Raw genomic sequence first — 15,160 nt, 5'->3', positions numbered from 1 at the left:
TCGATGCAGGTGATTCGAAAAACCAGTACAGATGCGGCGTAAATCGACAATTCAGTCCCGGAGACAGCAAATCTGTATGGAAATAATACAGATGCGTTGAATCTGTAATGCTTTTGTCGGCCCGCGCATCATGGAATCTCTGGCTACCCAAGTAAACAGGAGCGACAAAAAATGAACGGCTTGAGCGATGTGCGGCTGACGTTACACAGTCGGGTACTGGAGGCGGGGCAACAGGACAAGGCGCGCAACGAGATATTGCGCAACGCACCGTCCGGCCTGAGTCGCTGGGGCCTGTTCTGGCATCGTCTGCACACGCGCAAGGCCCTGCTCGGGCTCTCGCCGGAGCAGCTCAAGGATGTCGGGCTGACTCGGGAGCAGGCGCTGGAGGAGGGGTTGAAGCCGTTCTGGCGGATCTAGAAGGATCGTTCCCACGCTCTGCGTGGGAGCGCCGCCCCGGACGCTCCGCGTCCGCTGTGACGCAGAGCGTCACTGGATGCATTCCCACGCAGGAGCGTGGGAACGAGCTCAGACCAGCTCTTTGAGCCGATGCCACAACATCCCCAACGCCAGCAGCGGCGAGCGTAGATGCTTGCCGCCGGGGAAGGTGATGTGCGGCACTTTGGCGAACAGATCAAAGCCACCGCCGTGCTGGCCGCTGATAGCCTCGGCCAGCAGCTTGCCCGCCAGGTGCGTGGCATTTACGCCGTGACCGGAATAGGCCTGGGCGTAATACACGTTCGGCTGATCGCTTAGCCGGCCAATCTGCGGCAGGCGGTTGGCACCGATGCCGATCATCCCGCCCCACTGATAATCGATCTTCGCTGAGGCGAGCTGCGGGAACACTTCCAGCATTTTGGGCCGCATGTACGCGCCGATGTCCTTTGGATCACGCCCCGAATAATGGCAGGCACCGCCGAACAGCAGGCGCCGGTCCGCCGAGAGCCGGTAGTAATCCAGCGCCACCCGCTGGTCGCAGACTGCCATGTTCTGCGGCAGCAGTTCTCGAGCCTGTGCTTCGCTCAGGGGTTCGGTGGCGATGATATAGCTGCCGGCCGGCAGCACCTTGCCGCTGAGTTGCGGATTCAGGTTGTTGAGATAGGCATTGCAGCCGAGCACCAGCGTTTCCGCTCGCACTGAACCTTGCGCCGTGTGTACCCGGACTTCGGGGCCGTAGTCGATGCGGGTGACCGCCGATTGTTCGAACAGCTTCACCCCCAGTTGCTGCGCCGCTGCGGCTTCGCCCAATGCAAGGTTCAACGGGTGCAAATGACCGGAGCCCATGTCGATCAGACCGCCGACGTAACGCTTGGAGCCGACGACCGTGTGCATTTCGTTCGCTTGCAGCAGACGGGGTTCGTAGCGGTAGCCGAGACTGCGCAGTTCTTCGGCGTCTTCGGCGAAGCCTTCCAGGTCGGACGGTTTGTTGGCGAGGTCGCAGTAACCCCAGGTCAGGTCGCAGAGGATCTGAAATTTCTCGACGCGCTGGCGGACGATTTCCACCGCTTCCAGGCCCATGAGTTTCATCTGACGCACGCCGTCGGCGCCGATCACGTTGGCGAACTGGTCGAGGCCATGACCGACCCCGCGAATCAGTTGCCCGCCGTTGCGTCCGCTGGCGCCCCAGCCGATCCGGTGCGCTTCCAGCAGCACGACGCTCAAGCCGCGTTCTGCCAGTTCCAGCGCGGTGTTCAGCCCGGAGAAACCGCCACCGACCACGCACACGTCGGCGATCAGTTCGCCTTGCAGCACCGGATGGTCGGGCTGCGGCAGGCTGCTGGCGGCGTAGTAAGAGGCAACGTGGGGTTGGCTCGCGAAGGCGTGGGCGCGGGCATTCATGGGCGTCATCCTGAGCGGGTGTCGAGAAAATTTGACGGAGCATAAGCCGCAGGCCCGAGGCCGGGCAACATTGGTCGGCCTGTGGTGTCTGGATCACGGCTTTTGCGGCACAATTGCCGCCTATTTCGCTCCGGTTACCGCTGCAATGAGCTGCAACAGTCAGAAAATCCGCACCCTGCGTCAGCAGATTCCCACGTTCGAGTGCGTGCCGGGCTGTCACGACTGCTGCGGGCCGGTGACCACCTCGCCCGAGGAAATGGCCCGGTTGCCACGCAAGACTCGCGCCGAGCAGGACGCGGCCATGGAAGAGCTCAACTGTGTGCACCTGGGGCCGAACGGCTGCACGGTGTATGACGAGCGGCCGCTGATCTGCCGGTTGTTCGGTACCACCCCGACCTTGCCGTGCCCCAACGGCCGACGGCCGGTGGAGCTGATTCATCCGCGGGTCGAGAAGCAGGTATTCGAGTACATGGCTTCGAATCGGCAGGTGCTGGTCTGAGCAATCAGTCCGGAATCGGCAGGCTCAGGCTCTCTTTCACTTCTTCCATCACGATGTAGCTCTTGGATTCGCGCACGTGCGGCAGCTTGAGCAGGATGTCGCCCAGCAGCTTGCGGTACGAAGCCATCTCGGAAATCCGCGCCTTTACCAGATAGTCGAAATCTCCTGACACCAGGTGGCATTCCAGCACGTGGGGCAGCTTCAAGACGGCGCGTCGGAATTCTTCGAACGTGTCGCCGGACTTGTAGTCGAGGCTGATCTCGACAAATACCAGCAGGCTGCCCTTCAAGTGCTGAGGATTCAGTCGGGCGTTGTAGCCCATGATGATTCCCTCGCGCTCCAGGCGCCGCACCCGCTCGGTGCACGGCGTGGTGGAGAGCCCGACCTTCTCGCCCAGTTCAGTGAATGATATCCGCCCGTCCGCCTGCAGGATCCGCAAGATGTTGCGGTCGATCTTGTCCAGCTCACGTTTGGTCTGAGTGTTGGTACGCATAGGGGATGCGCCTCCGTGAAAAGGGTTTTTGCCGAGAATTGTCGCCAAATATAGGCGCTTATACAGTGAAAAGCACTGGCGAATCTTTTTTACACTGCGCGCATCATTGCTCTAACAACAGACGTACGCGGCACGCCGCGAGAGGGATACAAAAATGCGCGTTATGGTCTTGGGTAGCGGCGTCATCGGTACCGCCAGTGCTTACTATCTGGCCCGTGCCGGGTTTGAAGTGGTGGTGGTCGACCGGCAGCCAGCCGCGGCCATGGAGACCAGTTTCGCCAACGCAGGCCAGGTCTCGCCGGGTTATGCCTCGCCGTGGGCTGCACCGGGTGTGCCGCTCAAGGCCATCAAGTGGCTGCTGCAACGCCACGCACCGCTGGCGATCAAGGCCACCGCCGATATAGACCAGTACCTGTGGATGGCGCAGATGCTGCGTAACTGCACCGCCAGCCGTTACGCGGTGAACAAGGAGCGCATGGTGCGTCTGTCCGAGTACAGTCGTGACTGCCTCGATGAATTGCGCGCCGAAACCGGCATTGCCTACGAAGGCCGCAGCCTCGGTACTACTCAGTTGTTCCGCACTCAGGCCCAGCTGGATGGCGCCGCCAAGGACATCGCCGTGCTGAAAGAGTCCGGCGTGCCGTTCGAAGTCCTCGACCGCGCCGGCATTGCCCGCGTCGAGCCGGCCCTGGCCAGCGTTACCGACATCCTCGCTGGTGCGCTGCGCCTGCCGAACGACCAGACCGGCGACTGCCAGATCTTCACCACCCGCCTCGCCGAAATGGCGGTGAACCTGGGTGTGGAATTCCGTTTCAACCAGGACATTCAGCGCCTCGACTTCGCCGGCGACCGCATCAACGGCGTGTGGATCGACGGCAAGCTGGAAACCGCCGACCGCTATGTGCTGGCCCTCGGCAGCTATTCGCCACAAATGCTCAAGCCGCTGGGCATCAAGGCCCCGGTGTATCCGTTGAAGGGCTACTCGCTGACCGTGCCGATCACCAACCCGGCCATGGCCCCGACTTCGACCATTCTCGACGAAACCTACAAGGTCGCGATCACCCGTTTCGACAACCGCATCCGCGTCGGCGGCATGGCGGAGATCGCCGGTTTTGACCTGTCGCTGAACCCGCGTCGGCGCGAAACCCTGGAGATGATCGTCAACGACCTTTATCCTCAGGGCGGCAATCTGGCCGAAGCCAGTTTCTGGACCGGCCTGCGTCCGACCACGCCGGACGGCACGCCGATCGTCGGCGCCACGCCGTTCAAGAATCTGTTTCTGAACACCGGTCACGGCACCCTCGGTTGGACCATGGCGTGCGGCTCCGGTCGCCTGCTGGCTGACCTGATGGCGAAGAAAAAACCGCAGATCAGCGCCGAAGGCCTCGATATTTCCCGTTATGGCAACAAGACCCAGGAGTCCGCAAAGCATGGCAATCCAGCGCCAGCTCACCAATGAGCGCATGAGTCAGATCGTCAGCCACAACGGCATCGTGTATCTGGCGGGTCAGGTCGGTGATGACTTCAACGCCGGGGTAGAACAACAGACTCGCGACGTACTCGCCAATATCGAGCGTCTGCTGGATCTGGCCGGTACCGACAAACAGCATCTGCTGTCGGCGACGATCTACCTGAACGATATCGAGGCGCACTTCGCCGGGATGAATTCGGTGTGGGACCAGTGGCTGCCCAAGGGCGCCGCGCCGGCCCGTGCCACAGTCGAAGCGAAGATGGCCAGGCCGGACATCCTGGTGGAAATCTCCATCGTCGCCGCGCTGCCGTAACCTGCTGTAAAGATCCCTCTCCCGGTGCTGTTGGCGGTTCACGCCGCCAGCCAGCACCGGTTTTTATTCCCATGACCGCCAAGAAGTCTGCTGCCATGCGTCCTGCCCGTGCCCTGATCGATCTAGAAGCCCTGCGTCACAACTACCAAATCGCCCGTGAAGTCACCGGTGCCAAGGCACTGGCGGTGATCAAGGCCGACGCCTACGGTCATGGCGCAGTACGTTGTGCCCAGGCGCTGGAGGCGCAAGCGGACGGCTTCGCGGTGGCCTGTATCGAAGAAGCCCTGGAGCTGCGTGCTGCGGGGATTCGTGCGCCGGTGCTGTTGCTTGAAGGCTTTTTCGAGGCCGATGAGCTGGCGCTGATCGTCGAACACGACTTCTGGTGTGTGGTGCATTCGCTGTGGCAGCTCGAAGCGATCGAGCAGGCCGCGTTGAGCAAACCGATCACCGTGTGGCTGAAGCTCGATTCGGGCATGCACCGCGTCGGTCTGCATCCGAAGGACTACCCCGCGGCCTACCAACGTCTGCTGGCCAGCGGCAAAGTGGCGAAAATCGTGCTGATGAGCCACTTCGCCCGGGCCGATGAACTGCACGAGCAAAGCAGTGCCGATCAGGTTGCCGTGTTCGAAGCTGCGCGTCAGGGCCTGGCGGCCGAAGTCAGCCTGCGCAATTCGCCGGCGGTGCTGGGATGGCCACAGATTCAAAGTGACTGGGTGCGCCCGGGCATCATGCTCTATGGCGCCACTCCGTTCGAAGAAGCCAACGCCGTGGCCGAGCGCCTGCAACCGGTGATGACGCTGGAATCGAAAGTCATCAGCGTACGTGAGCTGCCGGCCGGCGAGCCGGTGGGCTACGGCGCGAAATTCGTCACCGACAAACCGATGCGCATCGGCGTGGTCGCCATGGGTTATGCCGACGGTTATCCGCGTCAGGCGCCGACCGGCACCCCGGTGCTGGTGGCCGGCAAACGCAGTCGCATATTGGGCCGCGTGTCGATGGACATGCTGTGCATCGATCTGACCGACGTACCGCAAGCCGGTCTCGGTTCGACCGTGGAGCTGTGGGGCAAGAACATCCTCGCCAGCGACGTGGCGAAGTGGGCGGACACCATTCCATACCAGATCTTCTGCAACCTGCGCCGGGTGCCAAGGCTCTATTCCGGGGGTTGAAGGCCGGGCTGGGCCCAAGTGTTGTAAATACTGAACGCTGTCGCCATGATAACGCTCAATATTTCTACAACACTCAGGAGGCCCAAGCCTTGGACGTCGGTGAACGACTGCAATCGATCCGCAAGCTCAAAGGGCTTTCCCAGCGTGAACTCGCCAAGCGCGCGGGCGTCACCAACAGCACCATTTCGATGATCGAAAAGAACAGCGTCAGCCCTTCGATCAGTTCGCTGAGGAAGGTGCTGGGCGGGATTCCCATGTCCATGGTCGAGTTCTTTTCCGAAGAAATCCTCCAGGAAAAACCGACCCAGATCGTCTACAAGGCCAACGAGCTGATCGACATTTCCGACGGTGCCGTGACCATGAAACTGGTCGGTCGTGCACACCCGAGCCGGGCCATCGCCTTTCTGAACGAGATCTATCCGCCGGGTGCCGACACCGGCGAAGAAATGCTCACTCATGAAGGCGAGGAAACCGGAATTCTGGTGGAGGGCCGTCTGGAACTGGTGGTGGGGCTCGAAACTTTTATCCTCGAAGCCGGTGACAGCTACTACTTTGAAAGTACCAAGCCGCATCGTTTTCGTAATCCGTTCGACGTACCGGCGCGACTAATCAGCGCAGCCACGCCGGCGAACTTCTGAATCGAGAGACGCCAGGCCACTGCGGCAAAGGTGTCCGGACTGTCTGACCGATGCGCAACAAGACCCCTTTAACTTTGGGGTTGTTTCAGTGTGGCGGGCTACCCGCTATACTTGCGCCCGCCTGCGAACCGTGGCCGCAGGCGTGAATAGCCACCATTGAGGGTGAACGCGTGAATCTAATTATGAAAATGCTGGCTGCACCAGCAACCGTACTGGCCCTCTGGGCTGTCAGCGCTCAAGCTGCGACGAATGACGACATTACCAAACGCCTCGAGCCTGTCGGCCAGGTGTGTGTTCAAGGGCAAGAGTGCAAGGGGATGGAAGTGGCCGCTTCGGCAGGCGGCGGTGGCGGAGCGAAGACTCCGGACGAAGTGATTGCCAAACACTGCAACGCTTGCCACGGTACCGGCCTGCTGGGCGCGCCGAAAATCGGTGACACCGCGGCCTGGAAAGACCGTGCCGATCACCAGGGCGGCCTCGACGGCATCCTCGCCAAGGCGATTACCGGAATCAACTCCATGCCGCCGAAAGGCACCTGCGCCGACTGCTCGGATGCTGAGCTGAAGGGTGCGATCCAGAAGATGTCCGGCCTGAAATAAGGCGACCTTCTGCTGAAAAAAACCGTCTTCGGACGGTTTTTTTGTGCCTGCGATTCGGGGTTGAGGCTGTTCATTGCAGCAAACAACCGGCAATCTCGGTCGTACCTCTATTCACGGAACGGGCAGGAGGCTTCAGATGGTGCAGTTGTGTTCGATCGAGCAGGCAGTGGACGATGTGTTGGCACGGTTGCCGGCGCACATCCACATGGGGCTGCCGCTGGGACTGGGCAAACCCAATCCCTTCGTCAACGCGCTGTACCGGCGCATCGCCGGTTTGCCCGAGCGGCAACTGACGATCTACACCGCCCTGTGCCTTGGTCGCCCGGCCTTGGGCGACGGTTTGCAGAAGCGCTTCATCGAGCCCTTCGTCGAGCGGGTGTTCGGCGATTATCCGGAGCTGGAGTTTCTCGCTGACCTGCGCCGAGACAGCCTGCCAGCCAACATCCGTATCGCGCAATTCTTCATGCAGCCCGGCAGCCTGCTCAACAGTGCACCGGCCCAGCAAGACTATGTCAGTAGCAACTACAGCCATGCCGCCCGGGATATCAACGCCGCCGGCCTGAATCTGGTGGCGCAGTTGCTGGCCAGCAGCAGTGAATATCCCGATCGCCTGAGCTTGAGCTGCAACCCGGACATCACCCTCGACCTGTTCCCGATGATCGCCAGACGCCGGGCAGCGGGGGAAACGATCCTGCTGGTCGGCCAGGTGCACACCGGGCTGCCGTATATGCCGGGTGATGCGGAAGTCGACATCGACACCTTCGACCTGCTGATCGACGAAAAGGACAACAGCACACTGTTTTCCACGCCGAACATGCCCGTCGGGTTTCAGGATCACTTGATCGGCCTGCATGCCAGTACCCTGGTGCGCGATGGTGGCACCTTGCAGATCGGCATCGGTTCGATGGGCGATGCGCTGACCGCCGCGCTGCTGGCGCGGCAGGCCGACAATGCCGGATACCAGGCTTTGCTGGCCGATGTGAATCTCAGCCAGTGGGCGCAACTGATCGAGCGCGAGGGCGGCGTCGAGCCGTTCGCAAAAGGTCTTTACGGTTGCAGCGAAATGTTCGTCAACGGCCTGCTGGTGCTGGCGGACGCCGGGATCATCCGGCGCAAGGTCTATCCGGACGTGGAGACCCAGCGACAGGCCAACGCCGGCACCCTCGACGAGGCGGCGCAGACCGACGGCATTTCAGTACACGGCGGTTTTTTCCTCGGGCCGCGCAGCTTCTATGAGCGTCTGCGTGCGCTGCCCCACGGTAAACGGCTTGAATTCAACATGACCCGCATCAGTTACATCAACGAGCTGTACGGTCAGGAAGAACTCAAGCGCTTGCAGCGCCTCGATGCCCGGTTCATCAACACCGTGTTCACCATGACCCTGCTGGGTGCGGGGGTGGCGGACCAATTGCAGGACGGACGGGTGCTCAGCGGCGTCGGTGGGCAATACAACTTCGTCGCCCAGGGCCATGCGCTGCACGATGCGCGTTCGATACTGCTGCTGCGCAGCTGGCGCGAATCCGGCGGCGATGTCAGTTCGAATATCGTCTGGGAATATGGCCACTGCACGATTCCCCGGCATCTGCGCGACATCGTGGTCACCGAGTACGGTATTGCTGATTTGCGCGGCAAGTCGGACGCCGTGGTGATCGAGTCGTTGTTGAACATCAGCGATTCGCGCTTCCAGCAGGGTCTGATCGAACAGGCGCAGAAGGTCGGCAAGTTGCCGAAGGATTTCCGTCTCGATCCACGCTTCACCGACAACACCCCGCAGCGCCTGCAGGCGATTGCCGCCCGGCACCCGAACCTGTTTCCGGAGTATCCGCTGGGCTGCGATTTCAATGAGGTCGAGAAGGATCTGTTGCGGGCGCTGAACTGGCTCAAGAGCAAGTTCAAGCTGACGGAGATTCTGGAGCTGGGCAAGGCAGCGCTGGACGCGCCTGAGGCTTCGCTGTATCCGGAGCATCTGGCGCGCATGCAGCTCACCCATCCGGAAGGCCTGAAGGAAGACCTGTTTCAGCGGTTGCTGCTCACGGGCCTGAAGGCCACCGCGCAGTAGCATCCACACAAGACACTGTGGGAGCGAGCTTGCTCCCACAAGTATTGCGGCGCAGTTGAGTCAGTGATCAGTCGATGAAGGTCACGACGCCGCCCGCCAGCGACTTCACGCGAGCCAGCGACTCGACGCGGTAACCTTGGGAATCCAGCTCGGCGCGACCGCCCTGGAACGATTTCTCGATCACGATACCCAGGCCTGCCACGGTGGCGCCGGCCTGCTTGATGATCGAAATCAGCGCCTGGGATGCCTTCCCGTTGGCCAGGAAGTCATCGATGATCAGCACGCGGTCGCTGCTGGTCAGGTGGCGCGGGGAAATGGCCACGGTGCTTTCGGTCTTCTTGGTGAACGAGTAAACGGTCGCCGACAGCAGGTTTTCAGTCAGGGTCAGGGACTGCTGCTTGCGGGCGAAGATCACCGGCACGCCGAGGTTCAGACCGGTCATGACCGCCGGAGCGATACCCGAGGCTTCGATGGTGACGATCTTGGTGATGCCCGAATCCTTGAACAGCGCGGCGAACTCGTCGCCAATCAGCTTCATCAGGGCCGGGTCGATCTGGTGGTTCAGAAAAGCGTCGACTTTCAGGACCTGGTCGGAAAGCACAATGCCTTGTTCGCGGATTTTTTGATGCAGGGCTTCCATGAAGCTGTCCTCAATTGGCGCCCTTGGCGCCGAAGGTCTAGTAAAAGTGGTCAATTCTAGCGCTTTAACATCGCGCGTATATCGGCCAGTGCGTTGTTGCCGCGAACGGCTTTGACTTCGGTCGGGGTGTCGTCATTGCCTTCCCAGGCCAGGTCGTCCGGCGGCAGCTCATCGAGGAAGCGGCTGGGGGCGCAGTCGACGATCTCGCCGTACTGTTTGCGCTTGGCGGCGAAGGTGAACGCGAGGGTCTGGCGTGCGCGGGTAATGCCCACGTAGGCCAGGCGGCGCTCCTCTTCGATGGTGTCGGCTTCGATGCTGGAGCGGTGCGGGAGGATTTCCTCTTCCATGCCCATGATGAACACGTAAGGGAATTCCAGACCCTTGGACGCATGCAGGGTCATCATCTGCACGCCTTCGGCGCCTTCTTCCTCTTCCTGCTGACGTTCCAGCATGTCGCGCAGGACCAGTTTGCCAATGGCGTCTTCGACGGTCATCTCGCCGTCTTCGTCTTTTTCCAGGGTGTTCTTCAAGGCCTCGATCAGGAACCAGACGTTGCTCATCCGGTAGTCTGCGGCCTTGTCGCTGGAGCTGTTGGTGCGCAGCCAGTTCTCGTAGTCGATGTCCATGACCATGCTGCGCAGGGCCGAGATCGGGTCCTCGCCGGCGCACTGCTCGCGGACCTTGTCCATGAAGCGTTTGAAGCGCGACAGGCGATCGGTGAAGCGGCTGTCCAGATGTTCGCCCAGGCCGAGTTCGTCGGTGGCGGCGTACATCGAGATCTTGCGTTCGGTGGCGTAGTTACCGAGTTTTTCCAGGGTGGTCGAGCCGATCTCCCGGCGCGGCACGTTGATCACGCGCAGGAAGGCGTTGTCGTCGTCCGGGTTCACGATCAGGCGGAAGTAGGCCATCAGGTCTTTCACTTCCTGGCGGCCGAAGAAGCTGTTGCCGCCGCTCAGACGGTAAGGCACCTGATGGTGCTGCAGTTTCAGCTCGATCAGCTTGGCCTGGTAGTTGCCGCGATAAAGGATCGCGAAATCACTGTACGGGCGATCGGTGCGCAAGTGCAGGCTGAGGATTTCCATGGCCACGCGCTCGGCTTCGGCGTCTTCGTTGCGGCAGCGGATCACGCGGATCTCGTCGCCGTGGCCCATTTCACTCCACAGCTGCTTTTCGAATTCGTGGGGGTTGTTCGAGATCAGCACGTTGGCGCAGCGCAGGATGCGGCTGGTGGAGCGGTAGTTCTGCTCCAGCATCACCACTTTCAGGGACGGGTAGTCTTCCTTGAGCAGCATCAGGTTTTCCGGTCGCGCGCCACGCCAGGCGTAGATCGACTGGTCGTCGTCGCCCACCACGGTGAACTGGTTGCGCTTGCCGATGAGCATTTTCACCAGCAGGTACTGACTGGCGTTGGTGTCCTGGTATTCGTCCACCAACAGGTAGCGCACCTTGTTCTGCCATTTTTCGAGGATGTCGGCGTGCTCTTCGAAGAGCTTCACCGGCAGCAGGATCAGGTCGTCGAAGTCCACCGCGTTGAACGCCTTGAGCGTGCGTTGGTAGTGGGTGTAGACGATGGCGGCTGTCTGTTCCTTGGGATTGCGTGCGTTTTCCAGGGCCTGGGCCGGCAGGATCAGGTCGTTTTTCCAGGCGCCGATCATGTTCTTGATTTCGTCGATGCCGTCGTCGCCCGCGTATTCCTTCTGCATGATGTCGGTCATCAGCGACTTCACGTCGGTTTCGTCGAAAATCGAGAAACCGGGCTTGTAGCCCAGCCGTTCATGCTCCTTGCGGATGATGTTCAGGCCCAGGTTGTGGAAGGTACTGACCGTCAGGCCGCGACCCTCGCCGGCACGCAACAGGGTGCCGACCCGCTCCTTCATCTCGCGGGCCGCCTTATTGGTGAAGGTCATGGCGACGATGTACTGGGCGCGGATGCCGCAATTCTGGATCAGGTGCGCGATCTTGCGGGTGATCACGCTGGTCTTGCCGGAGCCGGCGCCGGCGAGCACCAATAGAGGGCCGCCGACGTAGTTCACGGCTTCTTGCTGCCGGGGATTGAGTCGGGACATACGAAAATTCGGGAGTCGTTGACGAAATGGGCCGGCATTTTAACAGGCTCAGCGATTTGTGCCGCTCTCTCCGACTTGTGACGCAGCACGCGGTTCAAATTTGCCGGTTTTGTTAGTTTCGCGGAGGATGCGCGGTGATTTTGCGGCTAATGTACTCATTCGTGACACAAAATAACGTTTTGATAGCCGTTGTCATTGGTCATTGGTCTTCGCAACGGCATAATGCCCGCCGCCCACATCATTGCAGAGTCTAGGGAGTCAGCTTGTCTACGCCTGTCGAACCCTTGCGTTTGCTGCTCCTGGCCGAAGAGCCGGCGTGGACAGCGTTATTGCGCGAGTGTCTGGCTCCAATGGGGAGCGCGGCGGTGCTGGTCAGCGCGCCGAGCTGGGAGTCGGTCAGCAGTCTGTTCGAAGACAACCGCCAGGCGGTGTTGTTGACCGTTCCCGCGTTGCAGCCGGCGCCCGGGCGCTGCAGTCTGCCGACCGTGTTGCTGCTGGAGTCCGAACCGGCAGCCGTCCCCGATGGGGTCAGCGACTGGCTGGTGTTCGATGCCCTCGATGCGGGCATGTTGCGCCGTTGCCTGCGCCATGTCCGTGAGCGCGGCGTGCTGGAAAACACCCTGCAACGCCTGGCCGAGCAGGATCCGCTGACCGGCATCGCCAACCGCCAGGGTTTTCAGACCTTGCTGACAGCCCGCCTCGCCGAGAACGACGGTCGCGGTCTGGCCCTCGGGCACCTCGATCTCGATAACTTTCGCTACGCCAACGATGCCCTTGGCCATCAGGCCGGAGATCGCTTGATCCTGCAGGTGGTGGCGCGGCTGAAAAGTCAGCTGGAGGCCGGCGATCAACTGGCACGCCTGGGCAGCGATGAGTTCGCCCTGCTGATCGACACCCGTCGCGCTCCGCAACGGGCCGAATGGATGGCCGAGCGCATCACCGAAGCATTGGCCGAACCTTACTGGATCGACGGTGAAAGCCTGTTGATCGGTTCCAGTCTGGGCATCGCTCACGCCCGGGCCCAGGGCGGCGCCGATCCGCTGATGTGGCACGCACACATCGCCATGCAGCAGGCCAAAAGCACGCAAGGCTGCACCTTTCATATTTTCAACGAACGGATCAACCGCAACGCACGCAGCATCGCCGACCTCGAAGGCGAGCTGCGCCGGGCCTTGCGTCGCGATGAACTGGAGCTGCATTACCAGCCGCGCCTGAACCTGCAGGACGGCCAGATCGTCGGCCTCGAAGCGCTGGTGCGCTGGCGCCACAGCGAACGCGGCCTGCTGCCGCCGAGCGAATTCGTGCCGCTGGCCGAACAGAGCGGCCTGATCGTGCCGCTGGGCTATTGGGTGATTTCCCGGGCCCTGCGCGACATGCAGGTGTTGCGCGAGCGTGGATTGCCGGCGCTGCACATGGCGATCAACCTGTCGTTCCGCCAGTTTCAGGACAGCCAGTTGCTGCCGACCCTCAGCCGTTTGATCGCTGAACGCGGGGTCGAGGCGCAGTGGCTGGAATTCGAACTGACCGAAACCGCCGTCATGCGCCGCAGCGATCTGGTCAAGCAGACCATGGACGCCCTCGGCCGCCTCGGCGTGCGCTTCTCGCTGGACGACTTCGGCACCGGGTTCTCGTCGTTCGTGCACCTCAACAGCCTGCCGATCACCTTGCTGAAGATCGACAAGAGTTTTGTCGGTGGCATGGAGCAGCGCGAGGAAAACCGCAAACTGGTGCACGCGATGATCAACCTCGCGCACAACCTGCATCTGGAAGTGGTGGCCGAAGGGGTGGAAACCCCGGAGCAACTGGATCTGCTGCGCGGGTTCGGCTGCGATCAGGTGCAGGGATACCTGATCAGCAAGCCGTTGCCGCTGGCGGAACTGGTTGACTACCTGATTGCCGACGCCAGCCAGCCTCCGCTGGACATTGTGGTTTAACCTTGAATCCGCGTGGGAGCGAGCCTGCTCGCTCCCACAAGGTGAAGCTCATTCGGCTTGAGCGACCTTGAAGCCTTGAGTTGGCGTCTCCAGCCGAATCATTCGTTTCATCTTCCCTTCGAATGCCAGCGTCAGACTGATTGCTGCGCAGGCCAGACCCAGGGCCAGCCCCCACCAGACGCCGGTCGGTCCCCAGTGCAGATGGAACGCCATCAGCCATGCCGACGGCGCGCCGATCAGCCAGTAGCAACCGAGCCCCACCAGAAACGTGGTTTTCGCATCTTTCAACCCACGGATGCAGCCCATGGCAATTGTCTGGGTGCCGTCAAACAGCTCGAACCATGCCGCGACAGCCAGCAGGCTCACCGCCAGGCGGATGACTTCGGCAAATGCCGGATCATTGTGATCGAGGAAGAGCCCGACCAGCTGATTCGGCAGCAACCAGAACACCATGGCAAACCCCAGCATCACCACCGCGCCGAAGGCGATGCCGACCCGGCCGGACATCCGCGCATCGCCCAGTTGCCCGGCGCCGAAATGCTGGCCTACACGCATGGTGATGGCGTAGGACATGCCCGCCGGCACCATGAACGCCACAGAAACGATCTGCAGGGCAATCTGATGCGCCGCCAATTGGGTGCTGCCCATGGTGCCCATGCACAGCGCCGCGAAGGCGAACAGCCCGACTTCCACCGCGTACGTGCCGCCGATTGGCAGACCGAGGCGCCAGAGTTCTTTCAGGTACTGCCGGTTCGGTCGCGACAGCCCGTGGCGCAATGGATAGGCGTCATAAGCCGGGTGCCGACTGATATGCCACGCCAGCGCCAGCGCCATGCAGTTGGCGACGATCGCCGTGACCAGACCGATACCGGTCAGCCCCAGTTTCGGCAGACCGAACATGCCGGTGATCAGCGCGTAGTTGAGCAGGAAGTTGGCCACGGTACCGCCGAGGCTGATGACCATCACCGGCGTCGCCCGGCCGATGGCACTGGTGAAGCCGCGCAAGGCCATGAAGCTCAGGTAGCCGGGCAGGGCGAACGGCAGGGCGATCAGAAACTGCCCGGCGGCGTTGACGTTGGTCTCGGTCTGACCGAACAACAGCAACACCGGTTTCAGATTCCACAGCAACAACCCGGCACCCAGCGCCATCAGCCACGCCAGCCACAATCCGGCCTGGGTCAGCCGGGCGGCACCGAGTATGTCGCCGGCGCCCTGACGGATCGCCACGAGGGTGCCGACCGCCGCGATCACGCCGATGCAGAAGATCGACACGAACGAATAGCTCGCCGCGCCCAAGCCACCGCCGGCCAGCGCTTCCGGGCTGAGACGCGCCATCATCAGGGTGTCGGTCAGCACCATCAGCATGTGCGCCAACTGCGAGGCGATCAACGGCCCCGCCAGCCGCAGGATGGCCCAGAGTTCGGTACGCACAGGACGCTGCAT

The 15,160-nt window shown here is 61.7% G+C and carries 14 protein-coding genes; 9 read left to right on the top strand and 5 right to left on the bottom strand.

The genetic code is table 11. From position 1 onward, the window contains the following. Positions 1 to 171 precede the first annotated feature (171 nt). Positions 172 to 417 carry a DUF1127 domain-containing protein gene (locus tag ACK6BI_RS02855; RefSeq protein ID WP_409315914.1) on the top strand — a complete coding sequence of 82 codons (246 nt, stop codon included), beginning with the start codon at positions 172 to 174 and terminating at the stop codon, positions 415 to 417. A 108-nt stretch (positions 418 to 525) separates the two neighbouring features. Here the strand turns inward: ACK6BI_RS02855 and ACK6BI_RS02850 are convergent, their stop codons facing one another. Then, the gene (locus ACK6BI_RS02850) at positions 526 to 1,836 is read right to left on the bottom strand and encodes an NAD(P)/FAD-dependent oxidoreductase (RefSeq protein ID WP_409315913.1); all 1,311 of its coding nucleotides are present in this window, start codon (positions 1,834 to 1,836) and stop codon (positions 526 to 528) included. Positions 1,837 to 1,981: 145 nt separating this feature from the next. On the opposite strand from ACK6BI_RS02850, the gene ACK6BI_RS02845 reads away from it, so the two are divergent. Continuing rightward, positions 1,982 to 2,335, top strand: a complete 354-nt coding sequence (locus ACK6BI_RS02845; RefSeq protein WP_409315912.1) for a YkgJ family cysteine cluster protein — start codon at positions 1,982 to 1,984, stop codon at positions 2,333 to 2,335. A 4-nt stretch (positions 2,336 to 2,339) separates the two neighbouring features. On the opposite strand, the gene ACK6BI_RS02840 is transcribed toward ACK6BI_RS02845, so the two are convergent. Then, complete coding sequence (locus ACK6BI_RS02840) at positions 2,340 to 2,828, bottom strand: Lrp/AsnC ligand binding domain-containing protein (protein ID WP_003177284.1); 489 nt, start codon at positions 2,826 to 2,828, stop codon at positions 2,340 to 2,342. 154 nt (positions 2,829 to 2,982) lie between these two features. Here ACK6BI_RS02840 and dadA point away from each other — a divergent pair, with 154 nt between their 5' ends. From dadA to ACK6BI_RS02810, 6 genes are all read left to right on the top strand, one after another. Continuing rightward, the gene (gene dadA, locus ACK6BI_RS02835) at positions 2,983 to 4,287 is read left to right on the top strand and encodes a D-amino acid dehydrogenase (RefSeq protein WP_065258161.1); all 1,305 of its coding nucleotides are present in this window, start codon (positions 2,983 to 2,985) and stop codon (positions 4,285 to 4,287) included. After that, positions 4,259 to 4,612, top strand: a complete 354-nt coding sequence (locus tag ACK6BI_RS02830; RefSeq protein WP_065258160.1) for a RidA family protein — start codon at positions 4,259 to 4,261, stop codon at positions 4,610 to 4,612. Before dadA ends, ACK6BI_RS02830 begins: the two co-directional genes overlap by 29 nt. Before the next feature lie 95 nt (positions 4,613 to 4,707). Continuing rightward, complete coding sequence (gene alr, locus ACK6BI_RS02825) at positions 4,708 to 5,781, top strand: alanine racemase (protein WP_409315955.1); 1,074 nt, start codon at positions 4,708 to 4,710, stop codon at positions 5,779 to 5,781. A gap of 89 nt (positions 5,782 to 5,870) precedes the next feature. Then, positions 5,871 to 6,419, top strand: a complete 549-nt coding sequence (locus ACK6BI_RS02820) for a cupin domain-containing protein (RefSeq protein ID WP_409315911.1) — start codon at positions 5,871 to 5,873, stop codon at positions 6,417 to 6,419. Between the two features lie 182 nt (positions 6,420 to 6,601). Further along, positions 6,602 to 7,018: a c-type cytochrome gene (locus ACK6BI_RS02815; RefSeq protein ID WP_409315954.1), complete on the top strand. Its 417-nt coding sequence runs from the start codon at positions 6,602 to 6,604 to the stop codon at positions 7,016 to 7,018. 136 nt (positions 7,019 to 7,154) lie between these two features. Next, on the top strand, positions 7,155 to 9,077 hold the full coding sequence (locus ACK6BI_RS02810; protein ID WP_409315910.1) for an acetyl-CoA hydrolase/transferase C-terminal domain-containing protein: 1,923 nt from the start codon (positions 7,155 to 7,157) through the stop codon (positions 9,075 to 9,077). A gap of 67 nt (positions 9,078 to 9,144) precedes the next feature. Here ACK6BI_RS02810 and ACK6BI_RS02805 read toward each other — a convergent pair whose 3' ends face one another. Both ACK6BI_RS02805 and rep read right to left on the bottom strand, forming a co-directional pair. Continuing rightward, complete coding sequence (locus tag ACK6BI_RS02805) at positions 9,145 to 9,717, bottom strand: xanthine phosphoribosyltransferase (protein ID WP_065258157.1); 573 nt, start codon at positions 9,715 to 9,717, stop codon at positions 9,145 to 9,147. A 56-nt stretch (positions 9,718 to 9,773) separates the two neighbouring features. Continuing rightward, a complete protein-coding gene (rep, locus tag ACK6BI_RS02800) occupies positions 9,774 to 11,783 on the bottom strand; it encodes a DNA helicase Rep (protein WP_409315909.1) in 2,010 nt (669 codons plus the stop codon). A gap of 263 nt (positions 11,784 to 12,046) precedes the next feature. On the opposite strand from rep, the gene ACK6BI_RS02795 reads away from it, so the two are divergent. Next, positions 12,047 to 13,717: a putative bifunctional diguanylate cyclase/phosphodiesterase gene (locus tag ACK6BI_RS02795; RefSeq protein ID WP_409315908.1), complete on the top strand. Its 1,671-nt coding sequence runs from the start codon at positions 12,047 to 12,049 to the stop codon at positions 13,715 to 13,717. A gap of 48 nt (positions 13,718 to 13,765) precedes the next feature. Here ACK6BI_RS02795 and ACK6BI_RS02790 read toward each other — a convergent pair whose 3' ends face one another. Continuing rightward, complete coding sequence (locus ACK6BI_RS02790; RefSeq protein ID WP_409315907.1) at positions 13,766 to 15,160, bottom strand: NorM family multidrug efflux MATE transporter; 1,395 nt, start codon at positions 15,158 to 15,160, stop codon at positions 13,766 to 13,768.

Source organism: Pseudomonas sp. KCJK9016, from assembly GCF_046231795.1.
In the GTDB taxonomy this organism is placed as follows: domain Bacteria; phylum Pseudomonadota; class Gammaproteobacteria; order Pseudomonadales; family Pseudomonadaceae; genus Aquipseudomonas; species Aquipseudomonas bananamidigenes.
Note: the sequence above shows the minus strand (reverse complement) of the source record. Positions and strands in the feature narration are given on the sequence as shown.

Bases quoted from the DNA above. Each gene is read 5' to 3' on its own strand.
- ACK6BI_RS02855 (WP_409315914.1), top strand. From the start codon at position 172: ATGAACGGCTTGAGCGATGTGCGGCTGACGTTACACAGTCGGGTACTG.
- ACK6BI_RS02850 (WP_409315913.1), bottom strand. From the start codon at position 1,836: ATGAATGCCCGCGCCCACGCCTTCGCGAGCCAACCCCACGTTGCCTCT.
- ACK6BI_RS02845 (WP_409315912.1), top strand. From the start codon at position 1,982: ATGAGCTGCAACAGTCAGAAAATCCGCACCCTGCGTCAGCAGATTCCC.
- ACK6BI_RS02840 (WP_003177284.1), bottom strand. From the start codon at position 2,828: ATGCGTACCAACACTCAGACCAAACGTGAGCTGGACAAGATCGACCGC.
- dadA (WP_065258161.1), top strand. From the start codon at position 2,983: ATGCGCGTTATGGTCTTGGGTAGCGGCGTCATCGGTACCGCCAGTGCT.
- ACK6BI_RS02830 (WP_065258160.1), top strand. From the start codon at position 4,259: ATGGCAATCCAGCGCCAGCTCACCAATGAGCGCATGAGTCAGATCGTC.
- alr (WP_409315955.1), top strand. From the start codon at position 4,708: ATGCGTCCTGCCCGTGCCCTGATCGATCTAGAAGCCCTGCGTCACAAC.
- ACK6BI_RS02815 (WP_409315954.1), top strand. From the start codon at position 6,602: ATGAAAATGCTGGCTGCACCAGCAACCGTACTGGCCCTCTGGGCTGTC.
- ACK6BI_RS02810 (WP_409315910.1), top strand. From the start codon at position 7,155: ATGGTGCAGTTGTGTTCGATCGAGCAGGCAGTGGACGATGTGTTGGCA.
- ACK6BI_RS02805 (WP_065258157.1), bottom strand. From the start codon at position 9,717: ATGGAAGCCCTGCATCAAAAAATCCGCGAACAAGGCATTGTGCTTTCC.
- rep (WP_409315909.1), bottom strand. From the start codon at position 11,783: ATGTCCCGACTCAATCCCCGGCAGCAAGAAGCCGTGAACTACGTCGGC.
- ACK6BI_RS02790 (WP_409315907.1), bottom strand. From the start codon at position 15,160: ATGCAGCGTCCTGTGCGTACCGAACTCTGGGCCATCCTGCGGCTGGCG.